This is a genomic window from Stieleria sedimenti, from assembly GCF_025060895.1.
GTDB lineage: Bacteria > Planctomycetota > Planctomycetia > Pirellulales > Pirellulaceae > Stieleria > Stieleria sedimenti.
Genome location: NZ_JANZKV010000167.1, coordinates 40,173 through 55,620, shown reverse-complemented (window position 1 = coordinate 55,620; position 15,448 = coordinate 40,173). Strand labels below are relative to the sequence as shown.

Genomic DNA, 15,448 nt, shown 5'->3' with positions numbered 1-15,448 from the left:
AAGCCTGCACACCAGCGCGCCGCGACAACATTCCAAGTTAGCGGCCGCTTTGCAGTTTCGCCGCGGCCAGGGTGTTGTGCAGCAGCATGGCGATCGTCAGCGGGCCCACTCCGCCGGGAACGGGTGTGATCGCCGAGGCGATGTGTTTGGCTTGGTCGAACGCCACATCGCCGACCAGTTTGTCGCCGACGCGGTTGATCCCGACATCGATCACGATCGCGCCGGGTTTGATCATGTCACCGGTGATCATTTCGGGGCGGCCGATCGCGGCGATCAAGCAATCCGCATCGCGGCAAACGTCGGCCAGATTCGCGGTCCGACTGTGGGCGATCGTCACGGTGGCATTGGCGACCTCGGGGCCGCACGAACCGGTTTTCTGGGCCAACATCATGGCCATCGGTTTGCCGACGATGTCGCTGCGTCCGACGACACAGACCTTTTTTCCAGCGACCGACAGGCCGGATCGCCCGAGCAGCTGAACGATTCCGTGCGGGGTACAGGGCAGGAATCGCGGCCGGCCCTGCATCAACAGGCCGACATTGACGGGCGAAAAGGCGTCGACATCCTTGAACGGATCGATGGCGTCAAGGATTTCTCGCTCGTCATAATCCACGCCGGAGCCCGTCGGCAGCGGGAGCTGAACCAAAATGCCGTTGACGTTGGTGTCGGTGTTGAGTTCGGCGATCAGCGCCATCAGTTCGTCTTGTCCGGCGTCGGCGGGCAAGCGATGGGTGCGGCCGTCGATGCCAGCTTTTTCGCAGGCCCGAGCCTTGTTTCTCACGTAGACCTGACTGGCGGGGTCCTCGCCCACCAGCACGGCGGTCAGACAGGGTGGCGGAGCACCGCCGGCAACAAAATCCGCGACTTCCTTGGCGAGGTCTGCGCGGATTTCTGCCGCAACCTGTTTTCCATCCAAAATCACTGCCGTCATGTTCGCCTCGTGTTGCGTCAGCTCGTCGCACCCCTGGCTGTCAGCCTGCGATCGGCCGATCGGTTTACCATAGTGGGAATCGCGATTGAGCGTTATAGTTCGCGTAGATTCACAGTTCTTCTCACGCCAGGTCCCCGACCCGCGAAACGATATCACACAGGATTTTTGACTCGATGTCTACCGAAGCGCCGAAGCTTAGCCCGGTCGAAAAAATCAAACAGGAAAGCCAGTATCTCAAGGGCACCATCGACAGCGAGATGGGCGCCGACAGCGATCATTTTGGCAAGTCCGACATCCAATTGTTGAAATTTCACGGTACCTACCAGCAAGACGATCGCGACAAGCGGGTGGAATTGAAGAAAGCCGGCGGCGGAAAAGCGTACGCGATGATGGTCCGATGCCGGATTCCCGGTGGCCGAATCACCAGCAAACAGATGCTCGCCCAATTGGATCTTTGCGACGAGCTAGGTGATTCGACGATGAAGATCACCACCCGGCAAACGCTGCAATTGCACGGCGTGCTCAAGAAGGACCTGCGTGCGACGATCCATCGCATCAACGAAATTCAATTGTCGACGTTGGCGGCCTGCGGCGATGTCAATCGCAACGTCATGTGCTGCCCCGCCAAGCGTGCCGACGGGGTGCACCAGGCGATGGTCCAGCTGACCGATGAACTGGTCACCGCGCTGGCGCCGCAAACACCGGCCTATCACGAATTGTGGCTGACCGATCCGGAGACCGGTGAAAAAACACTCGAAGGCGGCGGGCCGGTCGTCGAACCCCTCTACGGACCGACCTATCTGCCGCGAAAGTTCAAGGTCGGGATCGCGTTGCCGGAAGACAACTGTATCGACATCTACACGCAAGACCTGGGATTCCTGGCCGTCGTCCGCGACGGAGAGATCGTCGGCTACAACGTCTTGGTCGGCGGCGGCATGGGCGTCACGCCGGCGCTCAAGAAAACCTATCCCGCGCTGGCCAAACGGATGGCGTTTTGCACGCCCGAACAAGCGGTCGAAGTCAGCAAGGCGGTGATCAAGGTCCAACGCGACCACGGCAACCGCGCCGACCGCAAGGTCGCACGGATGAAGTACCTGGTCGACGAGTGGGGTGTTGAAAAATTCCGCCGCGCCGTCGAAGAGCAATTCGGCCAGCCGCTGGCCGATTGCGAGCCCGATGATGTGACCGGCTTCGATGACCACATGGGCTGGCAAGACCAGGGCGACGGGAAATGGTCCTACGGCCTGAACATCGAAAACGGCCGTCTGTACGACAACGATCACCGTCAGCTCAAAGCGATGATGCGTGAGGTCTGTCGAACTTTCGGCACGGAACTGCGGATGACCGGCCACCAGAGCATCATCGTGACGGACATCGATCCGGCCGACAAAGACAAACTGATCGAAATCATCAAGCGACACAACGTTCGCACGACCGAAGAAACCAGCACCGTCCGCCGCTGGTCGATGGCCTGCGTCGCATTGCCGACCTGTGGTTTGGCGATCACCGAAAGCGAACGCCGTTTGCCCAGTCTGATCGACGACCTGGAACAACCCTTGGCCAAACTCGGTTTGGACAAGGAACGTTTCACGATTCGCGTGACCGGCTGCCCCAACGGATGCGCCCGCCCCTACAACGCGGACTTGGCGTTGGTCGGCAAAGCCAAAGACAAGTACACCCTGTTTGCCGGCGGCGGATGGCTGGGAAACCGATTGGCGTATCTGTACAAGGACCTGGTCCCGTCGGACCAGATCGTCGGTGAGATCGTCGCGATCGCGTCGGCGTACAAAGCCAATCGAGACGAAGGCGAGTCGCTGGGCGATTTCTGTGCCCGGGTCGGACAAGAAGACCTGGCCGTGATGGCCGCCGCCGCACCGACGCCTTAAGCCTCTGTCCAGATTCGAATGGAGGGGTGCGTTTGTCGAGCGGAAAAGGGGTCTGGTACCAAGTTAAAAAGTCACCCTCCCGTGTGCGGGAGGGTGACGACAACTTCGTTGATGAACGGATCGCTTCACTTGGTGCCTATGGCGTCGCATTTTTGGGACCTGCCCCCTTTTCCGCGGCGGCCTCGATCTAAAAGTTGACGGAGCCCTCGCGTTTGGTCGGCCCCCTATCTCACAGCGGGAGCCCATGCGGGTTGGAGGTTCTCTATCTTGTCCGTGGGCGTTGCATCGGCCGCTAAATCACCGAGCGCGTATTGAATACCGTCGAGCATGTGCTTGACGATCACCGGATTGGCAAACGTGTCCTCGCGGTGTCCGAAGTTGGTGTAGAACACGCGTCCGTCACCGGCGGAACGGACCCAGGAAACAGGAACCTCACGCGGCCCATCGTTGATGCGACTCGAGACGGCTTCCTTGCTCATGTCCAAGCTGACCAACAGGCGCAGTACCCCCGTGCCGACGTAGGACTTGGGGTTGTATTGGTAGATCTCGTCGGTGTGCCAGAATCCCGAACCGTCGAACGCGGCGTTGAGGACATGGCTGGGGTCGTCCAGCTTGAACGCCCACTTGCCGCCGGCACCCCAGGGGTGGCCGGCGAACGTGCCGCCGACGATCGCCAGGCACTCGGGATGCCGATTGAAGTTGTCGCTGGCGGCGTGGAAACCGACCAACCCTTTGCCGCCGATGATGAAGTCCATGAAGGCATCCCGCATCGCCGGTTCGGGGAATTGCATGTGGGTCGTATTGTTCAACAGGATCGCGTCATAGCGCGCCAGATTCTCCGCCCGGAAAACGTCATACGTGTCGGCGAAATCGACTTCAAAGGCCTTGGATTTTTCCGCCATCATCCGCACGCATTCGTTGCCATGCGGAATCGACGTGTGAATGAATCCTTCGCAGCGATAAAACACGAGGACACGTCGCTTGGACAACGGCTTGGCCGCCAACTCGGTGGGAACGGCCGCGGCAATCTGGTGCTTCTCGTTCTCCGACAACGGTTTAAACCGCTCGGCCTTTTTCTGCTCCCACTCATCGGGCTGCTGGGCGACGAGTGATGGGGCGGACAAGAGTGCGAGGGCGGCGAACAGAATCAACGGGAACCGCGATCGAGAGAGGCTGGGCATGGAGGGACCTGGAGGCGTGCGTGTTCAGCAGGGGGGAGGGAACGCGTGGGAATGGCCATTGTAGTCTCCTTTACAGGCGTTCGGCAAAAGTACAGGCTTGAGAAAATGAGCAACACGGTGAACGAACGATCGAACGGCCCCGGCTATCGGCTGCTTGATTTCGGCCACGGACGCAAATTGGAATCATTCGGCGGCCGGATCCTGGACCGCCCCTCGCCGGCAGCCGAAGGCCATCGAAAACACCACCCGGATCTGTGGGGGGGCGCCGATTCTGTCTTCCATGTCGATTCCCGCGACTGGGAACACCGGACGCCTTGGCCGGCGGACCAGCGGGTCGACTGCGACGGATTTCAAATGCCGATCGCCCCCACGCCCTTCGGCCACGTCGGTATTTTTCCCGAACAGGCGGCCAACTGGCGGTGGTTGCGTCAGACGACTGCCCGAACCGGAGGAGACGCCAGCGGGATGAACCTGTTCGCCTACACCGGCGCGAGCTCGATCGTGATGGCCGCGTCGGGGATGAAAGTCGCACACGTCGATGCCGCCAAACCCAACGTCTCGGCCGCTCGAGCAGCGGCGCAGCTGAACGGACTGGCGGATCACCCGATTCGATACCTGGTCGACGACGCGGCCAAATTCGTCGCTCGCGAAGTCCGCCGCGGCAACCGGTACCAGACGATCGTGTTGGATCCCCCGGCGTATGGGCATGGGCCATCAGGCAAAGCCTGGAGACTCCAGCGCGACCTCTGGCCGCTGTTGCACGATTGCTTGTCCCTGTTGTCACCGGGCGGCTTTCGTCTGCTCATCACGGGGCATTCTCCGCAAGTCGCCGGCGGAGACGTGGTAGACTATTTAGCATCCAAGATGCCGAAAATGTTCTCGTTTTCGCCCCGTCGGTTTGATTCGATCGTCGACAGCGGACGTTTAACGCTGGACGATTCGGAAGGCCGAAAACTCGATGCCGGCTTTTTTGTTCGGGTCACTTTCCATTCGCCTGATGCATGACGACTGATTCTTCCTCACCACTGCCCACTGACCGCTCGCCCACCGACCGCTCGACTGTCCCCACAGCGCCCGCCCGCTCGGTGGTGCAGCTGCAGGCCGAGCTGATCGGTTGGTTCGACGGCCGCGGTGAGATCGCCGTCGCGTTCTCCGGCGGGGTCGACAGCAGCGTGGTGTTGGCCGCGGCGCTCCGCAGCACCGCCCCCGCGGTCACCGCCGTCACGGCGGTTTCGCCCAGTGTCGCGACCTGGCAACTCGAACTGGCCCAATCGGTCGCGAGGCACCTGGGGGCAACGCATCGTTTCATGGAAACACACGAAGTCGAATTGCCCGCGTACCAAGTCAATGATGGCTCGCGTTGCTTTCACTGCAAGAGCACGCTGTATCAAACGCTTCACCAGTTATGCCAGAGTCCGATGCTTCGCGACGCGACGATCGTTTCGGGAACCAACGCCGACGATTTGGGCGATTATCGTCCGGGCATCGCCGCCGGTGACCAGGCCGGCGTCTTGAAACCGCTGGCGGAATTGAACATCGACAAGTCCGGCGTTCGCGAGATCGCGGACCGATTCGGTTTGCCCAATGCAACCCTGCCCGCTTCGCCCTGTCTGGCCAGCCGGATCGCCTATGGGGTGCCGGTGACGGTCGAGCGATTGCGGCGGGTGGAAAAAGCGGAAGACTTATTGCGTGATCTGGGATTAGACGACGTTCGCGTCCGGTACCACGAAGGTGACCTGGCGCGGATCGAAGTCCCTGCGGACCAAATTGTCAAACTGACCGCCGACCCCATCCGTACTCGGCTGTCGGAGCAATTGAGCGAAATCGGTTTTCGTTACATCACCCTGGACTTGCAAGGTTTTTCCAGCGGCAGCATGAACCGCCAACTCGTCTCGCTCGGCCAACCCATCGGTCCCGGCAAGTGACTCCCGCCTGGGGCAATCCACGCGAGCCCCACACAACGTTTTCGAGAGACTTCATGAACAAGACCGCAGCTGATGGATCGTCTGACGAAGACTCCCGCGAAGGCGATGCGATGGAAACCACCGACGCGGCAGGGCAGCAGCCGGCCGCCCCGACGACGGCTGACTCGGTCGGCGATTCGAGAGCGGGAGACAAAGCGAGCGTCACCGGAGCCATGCCGCTCCCACTGTCGACGGCAAGCTTGGTCGGGTCGCGACTGGCAGGCTATCTGATTCTCAGCCGTCTCGGCCGCGGCGGCATGGCCGACGTCTACGCCGCCCGAGACATGGCGCTTGAACGCGATGTCGCAATCAAGGTCTTACGCCCCGACTTGGCCCGCGATCGCGACTACATCACGCGATTCCGGCGTGAAGCCAAGGCGGCAGCCAAGCTGAATCATTCCAACATCGTCCAAATCTACGAAGTCGGCGAAGACGCCTCGCGTCATTACATCGCCCAAGAGTTGATCTCGGGGCAGAACCTTCGTGAATACCTGGAACGAAACGGGACCGTCGATCCCGAACAGGCAATCGAGATCCTCTACGGGGTCGCGTCGGCACTCGACGCGGCGGCAATCGAGGGCATCACGCACCGTGACATCAAACCCGAGAACATCATGTGGTCCAAGGCGGGGTCGGTTAAAGTTGCCGACTTCGGACTGGCCCGATTGGGCGACGACGTGGACGGCAGTCGAGCCGATTTGACCCAGGCGGGACTGACCCTGGGGACGCCACGTTACATGAGCCCGGAACAGGTGCAAGGTCGGCCGGTGGATCCGCGCAGCGATTTGTATTCGTTGGGCGTGACGATGTACCACCTGTTGTCCGGACGTCCTCCGTTTGAAGCCGATGACCCGCTTGCTCTGGCGTTTGCCCATGTCAACGAAACGCCCAAACCGCTCGATCGCGTTCGAGGTGACAAAGATGTCCCGGAATGGTTGATCGCGATCATCGCCAAGTTGCTGCGGAAAGACCCGGCCGAACGCTTTCAATCCCCCGGCGAGTTGCTCGACGCGCTGACCGGTGACGATGCGACCCAACGCAGCAACACGCGTCGCTTGGCCGGCGCCGCGACCGCGACGGCACGATTGCAGCGGGTCGCCGATGACGAAAAACGAAACCGTGCTCGACGTCGAAAACGGATGATCGCACTGAGCCTGGTTCCGATCCTGGCCGTCGGCCTGGGGATCGCCACGGCATCGCAAGTCAAACGCCCCGCCGTGGCGGACCTGTTGCGCCCCGACCGAGTCCCCCAGCGGGGGTCGATCGAAGAGCAGTATTTGGAAGCCGCCGAGCGAGATGACGTCCAGGGCTGGAAAGCGATTGAAACCTATTTCCCCCCCGGCGACAGCGCCGTGATGCAGGCGTATGTCAGCAAGGCGAAGTTACAGCTGGCCAGATTGTATCTGCAGCAAGATCGAATCGCCGAGGCCGAAGCCACGCTGGTCGAATTGCTGAACAATCCCACCACCGATCGGAAATATCGCCTGATCGCGTTGGCCCGACGGGTCCAGGCGGCCAAGCAGACGGGGGACAAATTGCGCGTCGACGAAGCGAAACGACAACTCAAAGCCGCCTATTCAGACATCAAATCGTCCAATGCGGCGGCGATTAACCTGTTCGAGGCGGTGTTTTCCGGACGCGAGCGGCTGGAATTGGGAATCGAACCCGACGCGACCGAATAAAATTTCACCCGCGGTTTGATCGAGCTAAACTAGAACGCCTCGCGTTTTGGGGAACCCTCGTTACACACCGTTTTTTCATTCCAGACATGCTGTACTTTATTCCTTGGGCCGTCCTGATGCTGGCCGTGATCGTCGCCGTTCCGGTCGCTGCAAAAATGTCGTCCGGCGGGCGGGTTGCAAAGACAGACAATGGCGACGTGGAATTGGATGAAGATGCGGCAGCCGAAGGCAGTGGCGATGACCACGAAGTGCTCGAAGATGACTTCGGCGGCGACGACGTCGAAGCGATCGAAGATGACGCCTTCGAAGAGCTGAAGTGAGAGCGAGAATGTAGGTCATGCTGTGCATGACCGTTGGCAGACCGGCCAGGTAACCGGCATGCACAGCATGCCCTACGCTAGACATTGACACTCGACGACGATCCGCTCCACCGCCGCGAGCGTCTCGGGCGTCAGGACACGCGTCCCCGCCAGCTCCCGAATCTGTTCTTCACGGCGTGCCCCGACCAGCGACGCGGTCACGCCCGGCTGGGAGATCGCCCAGCCGACGGCCAGCTGTGCGACACTCTGGTCGATTTCCCGGCCTAGCACGTTCAAACGGTCGACCGCGTCATGAATCCGACGACGCGTCTCGCCTTGAAAGATCGCATAGCCCGGCCGGCTGTCTCCTTTCTCAAACACGTGGTCGCGGGTGATCTTTCCGGCCAACAAGCCTTTCATCAACGTCCAGTAAACGTAGACGTCCCGACCGGCTGATTGAGCCGGCTGAATCAAGTCGACAAGGCTCTCCCGCTGAACCAGATTCAACGGACATTGGATCGCGTCGGCGGGGACCGCTGCGGCAAACTGTTCGACTTGTTCGGCAGACGCGTTGCAGATCCCGACGCGTTTGCAGATCCCGCGTGCTTGCAACCGTGCCATCGCCTCCGCTGATGCCTCCAAGGCAACGTGCGGATCGGGCTGATGCAAAAACAGGGTGTCGATCGAATCGATCCCCATCCGCCGCAACGATGCTTCGGCGTCCAGCGTCAACTGCTTTGGAGACCCGTCCACGATGCGTTCGCGTTGCTCGTTCCAACGCTGGCCGACTTTGCCCATGATGGTGAATCGATCACGCCGGCCGCGAACGCAGTCGCCGAGCAATCGATCGCTCTCTCCGTCGTAGCCGTAGCTGTACGCGGTGTCAAAGGTGGTGATGCCGACGTCGATCGCTGCCAACAGCGTCGACTTGGCGTCTTCGCGTGTGACGCCGATCGTCGTGATGCCGGCGATCGGCCACAGACCCAAGACAAGTTTCGAAGTCAGCATGATGGTGACAGGCACAAGCAGTTTTCCTGCTTTGGATCGCGCGTCGACAAATGCTTCGGTCAACTGCGGTGTGGTGGACCAGACACAAAGCAACGGCAGGCAAACTGAACCACAGCATTGCCAACCGGTGTTGCCATCCAGCGAAATTTCAGTGAACTTCCTCTCATCAAGCAGCCAGTTCCGGGCGGCTTGCATGTGAGATTTCTTCTCGTCCGCCTTTCCTTGCTTTCGACGTGCCTTACGGGCACGCTCTGACGGTCACCCGATTTTGCATTCCTTGCGATGGCCAGATTTCCTTAAGCTTGTGGGCCGCAAGCTGGAAGCTTACGCCGCGTTTGTGCTTACGCCGCTTTTCGGAAGCGGTTGGGGGCTTCGATGCGTCGGCGGACGGTTGCCAGGGGGCCGATTTCTGACGGGGCGGCTGCGGCGTACCAGGCCCGTCGGGCGATCGCGTCGAGAATCTTTTCGGCGATCGTGACGGCTCGGGCACCGGCCAGCCCGCTGACCGTCGGCGAGATCCCCGACTGGATGCTGATCACGAAGTCGTGCAGTTCGTCCAGAATCGCATTCCGCGATTCAAGCTGCTTGGTTTCCAACTGCAGGTGGTCGGTGAACAAGGTATCGGCATAGCCGAGCGGATTGTCGGTGGCTTCGTCCAGGTCAAAATTGCGATCGACCAGCGACTCACTCGGCCGCACGGCGTGCAGGGCCGGGCCGGAGAAATCGATTTCGGCGAATCCACCGCAACCGTAGACTTGCATCTGACGCGCCGGTGCGGGGCTGACTCGCGACGCTTTCAAGTTCGCGACCAGACCGCAAGCGAATTCAAGGCGTGCTTCGGCCAGGTCTTCGTGATCGCTGACGACGGCGATCCCGCTGGCGGACACATCGGCGATGGCTGCATCGGTCATCGAGCAAACCAGATCGATGTCATGGATCATCAGATCCATCACGACGCCGACGTCCAGGCAGCGACCGGGAAAGCGTGAGGCGCGGACGGCTTCGACGTATTTCACATCGACACCGATATCTCCCAGCGCGGTGAACGCCGGATTGAATCGTTCCACATGGCCGACTTGCAGGGTCAGCCGTCGCGACGCGGCGAGCATCGCCAATTTGTCGGCGTCAGCGGCGGTGGTCGCTAGCGGCTTTTCGACCAGCAGGTGCTTGCCGGCCTTCAGCAGATTCGTTGCGATCTCGGCGTGCGCATCGGTGGGCGCCGCGATGATGGCGGCATCGATTTGTTCGATGCAGTCGCGGTAGTCGGCAAAGGTCGGCACGTCAAAGAGCGTTGCCGCATTGTTCCTGGCCGCCTCGATCGGATCGCTGATCGCGACCAGACGGGCACCGTCGACGCTGCCGAGAAGCTTGGAATGAATTCGTCCCAGATGGCCGGCCCCGATGACGGCTACGCGCAAACGTGTCATGCTGCTTTCTTGCTCCGTTGGTCTTGACCGCGGCCATGGCGTCCGTTGCACGAACGATCGACACAATCAAAAAGGTGTTTGATGACGGGCCGGATCGGGCCTTGCGAATAAACGATCTCACGAGCCTTGTCGACGCCGACGCGGGCCCGATACAACAACTTGAAGGCTTGGGTCAGCACCGCGATGTCCTCGGCGGTGTAACCGTGTCGTTTCAAGCCGATCGTGTTGACTGCTCGCGGTTTGGTCGGCTGGCCGTCGACGATCGTGTAGGGTGGGACGTCGTGCAGCACGCGGCTCATCGCGCTGACGAAGCTCAGTTGTCCGACACTGGCGAAGTGAGACACGCCGACGCCACCCGCGATGGTGACATCGTTTCCGACTCGTACGTGCCCGCCCAACATGCCGTTGTTGGCGATTACGATCCGGTCACCGACTTTGCAGTCGTGGGCAACGTGGGTGCCGGCCATGAAATAATTGTCGTGGCCGATCTCGGTCACGCCGTCTTCCTTTTCCGTCGCACGGTTGACGGTGCAGTGTTCGCGGAAAACGTTGTTGTCACCGATCACGACTTTTGTCGGCGAGTCTTTGTAGCTGGTGTCTTGGGGATGGGCCCCGATCACGGTGCCTTGGAAGATGTGGTTGTCTTCGCCGATCGACGAGTGCCCGGTGATGACGACGTGTTCTTCGATGAGCGTGCCGTCACCGATTTTCGCATGCGGCCCGATCACAGAAAAATGGCCGATTCGAACGCCGTTACCTAGCTGAGCTCGCGGATCAACGACGGCTGTTTGAGCGATGACAACACTCATGGCAAACCAATGTGGATAATTGATAATGGAAGTTGCGATCTGAAAAAAGCAATCAAATCGCGGATCATTGGGAACGTAGCGAATTGCGGTCTTGTGGATCGAGAGGAATCAGGCTGTTTTTTCGTCCACCGAAGGAAAGTTTTTCGCACCGCGTTTCAGGCTGCATGGCGTCGCTCACTGAAGCAACCGACTTGGCTCCGGGACTGTGATTGCACAGCCAGATCGTGTAACGCTTGGGCCATTCGGCCGTTCAATCGATGGCCGCCGCGATAGGAGATGAACTTGCCGACCAATTCGATTCCGACCAGGGCCAGATCGCCGACCAGGTCCAAGGCCTTGTGGCGGGCGCATTCATTCTTGAAGCGGGTGGTGTTGTCGATCGGGCCGTCATCGCCGAAGACCAACAAGTCTTCGTAGGAAACATGTTGGGCGACGCCCCGGGCGTGCAGCGCCTTGGCTTGGCTCTCGGTCACGAACGTTCGTGCCGGTGCAACATCACGGCTGAAACGCGTCGGGGTGCAGGCAAAGCCGTAACATTGGTTGGGGATCTCGCCTTCCTGGTCGAAGACCAACTGGTATCCGAAATGACTGACGCCGGTCGGAACCGGTGCCGCGGAGATCCAAGAGGAACCCTCACGCAGCGTGATCACTTGGTCGATCACCAAGCGGCGTCGCTCACCGGCTTGAATGACCAATCCGGCGGTCGCCAACGCGTCGATAAACGGTTTGCTGCTGCCGTCGAGACCCGGCAGTTCGCAGCCGTTGATTTCGACGATGCAATTGTCGATTTCCATCGCGTAGAGTGCCGCCATCAAGTGTTCGATCATTTCGAACTTGGCGTCGCCCTGGGCAACGTTTGTTCTTAGCTGGGCGTCGGTCCGCTGGCTGACATGGGCCGGGCAGGACGGATGGCCGGGCAAATCAGTGCGGACGAGGAGGACGCCCGTGTTCACCGGGGCCGGGTGGATGGCGACTTCGACTTCCTTGGCCGTCCAATAACCTCGACCACTCAGCCGGCAAGACGACGCGATCGAATGCTGGTTGCGTGATAACTTCACGGCGTGCCTCCCTGCCGAACCAAGCCATTTTTAAAACAGGAAAATAAAAACGACGGACATCGCTGTCCGCCGTTTCGTGTCATAGCCGAGCCAACGCCATTGCCCCTGACGTGGCTCATTGCCTTGCGGCGTGACCCGCCGCCTACTGGCGTTGCGAGGTGCCGTTGCGGCCAGCGATCGCCGGATCTGCCTTGATCACCTTGTCCAGGTACTGCATGACGCCCGGGGTCATGTCCAAGGCGGCATCGTGATAAACGATGTTTTTCATCACGCCACGGATGACCGATTCGCCTTGAGCCTGATTCATTTCTTCGCTGTTGTAACGAAGCACCAAGTTGATCTTGTAATGATTGGCCAGAAACTTCACGCCGGCGGCGATCTGTTGGTAGTTGTCATAGTAAATCTTGGCTTCTGCATCGGCCAGCTCTTTGCGTTTGCGAGCCATGTCCAGACGAAGCTTCGAATCCATGCTCGCAAGTTGCTCTTCCAATTGAGCGTACTCGGGCGAACCCGGCGACAACGTCTTCAGCTTTGCAGCGGTGTTTTGCAGCTGTTCACGCTTTTGTTTCAGCTCTGCATCGTAGGCCTTCAGATCGCCTTCGACGTTCGCCACCTGGACTTTGATGCCCGGGTGATTTTTAAAGATGTACGCGACGTCCACGACCGCAACGCGGTGAGGAGCCGAATCCTGTGCAGACGCAGTACCGGTCATCAGACACGGGGCCAACACAGTTGCCAATCCGATGGCAATTCCACAGACTTGATGGCGAACGGTTCGCACTTTCGCTCTCCTTGCGTATTGAGTCGCAGTCCTTTGTCTCAACGATGAAACGAATCGTGTTACGGTATCGATTCGCTCGGAATGACTCGACGCAGACATCCGTTGCCTGTACCTCATCACTCATTCGCTGACGTGCCGAAATCGCTCCGGCCTTTGTTCACTGTTTTCCGATTGTGGCAATCGCCCTGGGCCACGTAAAGATTGATCACGCCATTTCTAGGAGCGTTTTTCAAGCTTTCCACGCAACTTCACGGTGCTTGCATTTCGACGGACTTCGATTTCGAAGCTGTCGCCCGGTTCGTGCGCCCGCACCCAGGACAAAACGTCACCCGTGGTGCGAATCGCCTGCCGGCCGAGACGCTGAATTTGGTCGTCGATCTGCAATCCCGCTTTCGATGCCGGACCCCCATCGGTCACCTCGGTGATTTTCACCATGCCGTCTTGCTCCGAAATTCGAATGCCCAAATACGCTGTCATTTGACGACGAATCTGAACCTTCGGATCGGTCTCGGCATAAACAGGCCGTTGGGGGAGCACCGCCAGTTGGAATGCCACACCACTGACCATATCGGTTACACGGGTTAGGTTCCCAAAATCGATTTTGTCGAAATCGTCAGAAGGACGATGATAATCGTTGTGCAGCCCCGTAAAGAAAAACAGCACGGGAACGCCGACGCGGTAAAACGACTGGTGATCACTGGGGCCATACCCGCTGGCCACCTTGAACAGATTGAATCGGAATTCTCGATTGACCGTGTCGACGATGCGTTCCAGTTCCCTGGCCGACCCCGTTCCGTACACCGTCAACTCATTGTCGCGAAGTCGGCCGACCATGTCCAAGTTGATCATCGTGGTCGTGTTTTCGATCGGTCGCACCGGGGCTTCGACATAACGCTGGCTGCCCAATAGCCCACGCTCCTCGCCGGTAAACCCGATGAACAGGATCGTGCGATGCGAGTCCACTCGTTCGAGCCGACGCTGCAATTCCGATCCGCAAGCCAGCATCGTTGCCGTCCCGCTGGCGTTGTCGTCGGCCCCGTTGTGCACCGCGATCGTCCCCGGCGCCATCGACGCGAATCCGCCCATGCCGACATGGTCATAATGCGCCCCGATCACCAGGGTCTGGTTCGCTAGCAAACCTTTGCCGGGCAGACGGCCGATCACGTTGTCGCTGACCGCAATCGCCGGCTTCAGGTCAACCGAGAGAGAGACCGCGACCGAATCCATTGCTCGGCTGGCCGGGCGAAAGGTCTGGTTGATTTGCGATTCGAGTGCTTCCAGCGACGCGTCGGAACCGGCGCGCAACATCCGATCAGCCAGATCACGCGCGATCGATGCGACAGGGATCTTTTCGCTCTGCTGGGACTTCGTGCCGGCGTCCGCGATGCCCAAGACGCCCCGTCGGGCCGACGCAAGTTCGGCCTGCATCGCCGAGATCATTCGATCCGTGCCGGCGATTTTTTCTGCCGTCGCGGCGCGGTTCTTCACCGCTTGCTGCGGCAGATTGGACAGCATCTCGACAAGGCCTTCCTTGCGGCGCTGTTCCTGGTCGATCCGATTTTGAACTTTTTGCACCGCTTCACGCGTGCTGTCGGGATCGTTGACGATCAGGACGCCGACCGCACCGTGCTCGATCGCGTTGGTCACCTTGGTGGCAAAGTAGGCGTGGCGCGTGTTTTTGCCCCCATCAAACGGGCTGTCCGGATCGCTGGCGCCAGGTTCTTTCCGCAACAACATCACGATCGAGCCGCGCGCATCGATTGTTTGATAGTCGTCGTAATCATGCGTTTCGGAGGTGATTCCGTAGCCCGCAAAAACGACGGGGGCCGAAACAGAATGCTTGTCGCTCCCGATCCCCAGCGGCCCAAACCCATCACCCAGGCCGGCATCGAGGGCCGGCTGATCGGCGATCTGAATCCGGCAGACATTGCCCGACTCATTGCGGACTTCGCTGCCGACCGGGATTTCCACACGCTGGAACGGACCGCCGGCGGCGGAGTCGAGTTCCAAGCCGATGGATTCCATTCGCTCGCGCAGATAATCCCGCGCCATATCAATCGTCTCATCGGTGATACTTCGCCCGCGAAGTTCCTCCGACGCCAAGAATTGAATGTCCCGGCGAAGCGTCTCGGTCACTGTCGCCGAACGGACGTCGCCGGATTCTTGTGCCGCGCAATTGACCGCACCGATCGATAGCAGTGCGATCTGCACCAATGCCAACAGCATCGCAACGGGCGCGGTGACTGTCATGATGTGGGACGCCCCACTAAGTTGCGAGTTTTTTCGGGTGATCATATGCCAACTATCGGAACGGAATCGGGGGCAGGTACCAATGGCACGGGCATCGAGGTTGGTGTGCAGGCTTCAGCCGCCCGCTTCGCTGCTCCGCAGCGAATGGGGATGCCTAAAGGCCAATACCGCT

13 protein-coding genes are annotated in these 15,448 nt (G+C 60.0%); 5 read left to right on the top strand and 8 right to left on the bottom strand.

The features are described 5' to 3' along the window. Positions 1-37: 37 nt before the first annotated feature. Positions 38-931: a bifunctional methylenetetrahydrofolate dehydrogenase/methenyltetrahydrofolate cyclohydrolase FolD gene (gene folD, locus NZK35_RS21110; RefSeq protein ID WP_259634509.1), complete on the bottom strand. Its 894-nt coding sequence runs from the start codon at positions 929-931 to the stop codon at positions 38-40. Between the two features lie 173 nt (positions 932-1,104). On the opposite strand from folD, the gene NZK35_RS21105 reads away from it, so the two are divergent. After that, on the top strand, positions 1,105-2,817 hold the full coding sequence (locus tag NZK35_RS21105; protein WP_259634507.1) for an NADPH-dependent assimilatory sulfite reductase hemoprotein subunit: 1,713 nt from the start codon (positions 1,105-1,107) through the stop codon (positions 2,815-2,817). Positions 2,818-3,041: 224 nt separating this feature from the next. Here the strand turns inward: NZK35_RS21105 and NZK35_RS21100 are convergent, their stop codons facing one another. Continuing rightward, on the bottom strand, positions 3,042-3,998 hold the full coding sequence (locus NZK35_RS21100; protein ID WP_259634506.1) for a ThuA domain-containing protein: 957 nt from the start codon (positions 3,996-3,998) through the stop codon (positions 3,042-3,044). Between the two features lie 117 nt (positions 3,999-4,115). On the opposite strand from NZK35_RS21100, the gene NZK35_RS21095 reads away from it, so the two are divergent. From NZK35_RS21095 to NZK35_RS21080, 4 genes are all read left to right on the top strand, one after another. Further along, a complete protein-coding gene (locus tag NZK35_RS21095; RefSeq protein WP_259634505.1) occupies positions 4,116-5,003 on the top strand; it encodes a class I SAM-dependent methyltransferase in 888 nt (295 codons plus the stop codon). Further along, positions 5,000-5,923 carry an ATP-dependent sacrificial sulfur transferase LarE gene (gene larE, locus NZK35_RS21090; protein ID WP_259634504.1) on the top strand — a complete coding sequence of 308 codons (924 nt, stop codon included), beginning with the start codon at positions 5,000-5,002 and terminating at the stop codon, positions 5,921-5,923. The genes NZK35_RS21095 and larE overlap by 4 nt, the downstream gene beginning before the upstream one ends. A 53-nt stretch (positions 5,924-5,976) precedes the next feature. Further along, positions 5,977-7,644, top strand: coding sequence for a serine/threonine-protein kinase (locus NZK35_RS21085; RefSeq protein WP_259634503.1), 1,668 nt, complete (start codon positions 5,977-5,979; stop codon positions 7,642-7,644). A gap of 86 nt (positions 7,645-7,730) precedes the next feature. After that, a complete protein-coding gene (locus NZK35_RS21080; RefSeq protein ID WP_259634502.1) occupies positions 7,731-7,964 on the top strand; it encodes a hypothetical protein in 234 nt (77 codons plus the stop codon). A gap of 72 nt (positions 7,965-8,036) precedes the next feature. On the opposite strand, the gene NZK35_RS21075 is transcribed toward NZK35_RS21080, so the two are convergent. The 6 genes from NZK35_RS21075 to NZK35_RS21050 form a co-directional block, all read right to left on the bottom strand. Further along, a complete protein-coding gene (locus NZK35_RS21075) occupies positions 8,037-9,146 on the bottom strand; it encodes an aldo/keto reductase (RefSeq protein ID WP_259634501.1) in 1,110 nt (369 codons plus the stop codon). 146 nt (positions 9,147-9,292) lie between these two features. Next, entirely contained in the window at positions 9,293-10,378 is a 1,086-nt protein-coding gene (locus NZK35_RS21070; protein ID WP_259634500.1) for a Gfo/Idh/MocA family oxidoreductase, read from the bottom strand. Further along, positions 10,375-11,187: an acyl-ACP--UDP-N-acetylglucosamine O-acyltransferase gene (gene lpxA, locus NZK35_RS21065; protein WP_259634499.1), complete on the bottom strand. Its 813-nt coding sequence runs from the start codon at positions 11,185-11,187 to the stop codon at positions 10,375-10,377. Before lpxA ends, NZK35_RS21070 begins: the two co-directional genes overlap by 4 nt. A gap of 155 nt (positions 11,188-11,342) precedes the next feature. Next, positions 11,343-12,245 (bottom strand): UDP-3-O-acyl-N-acetylglucosamine deacetylase, encoded by a 903-nt coding sequence (lpxC, locus tag NZK35_RS21060; RefSeq protein WP_259634498.1) that lies wholly within the window; start codon positions 12,243-12,245, stop codon positions 11,343-11,345. 142 nt (positions 12,246-12,387) lie between these two features. Continuing rightward, positions 12,388-13,026: an OmpH family outer membrane protein gene (locus NZK35_RS21055; protein WP_236649346.1), complete on the bottom strand. Its 639-nt coding sequence runs from the start codon at positions 13,024-13,026 to the stop codon at positions 12,388-12,390. A gap of 216 nt (positions 13,027-13,242) precedes the next feature. After that, entirely contained in the window at positions 13,243-15,276 is a 2,034-nt protein-coding gene (locus tag NZK35_RS21050) for a M28 family peptidase (protein ID WP_259634497.1), read from the bottom strand. Positions 15,277-15,448 lie beyond the last annotated feature (172 nt).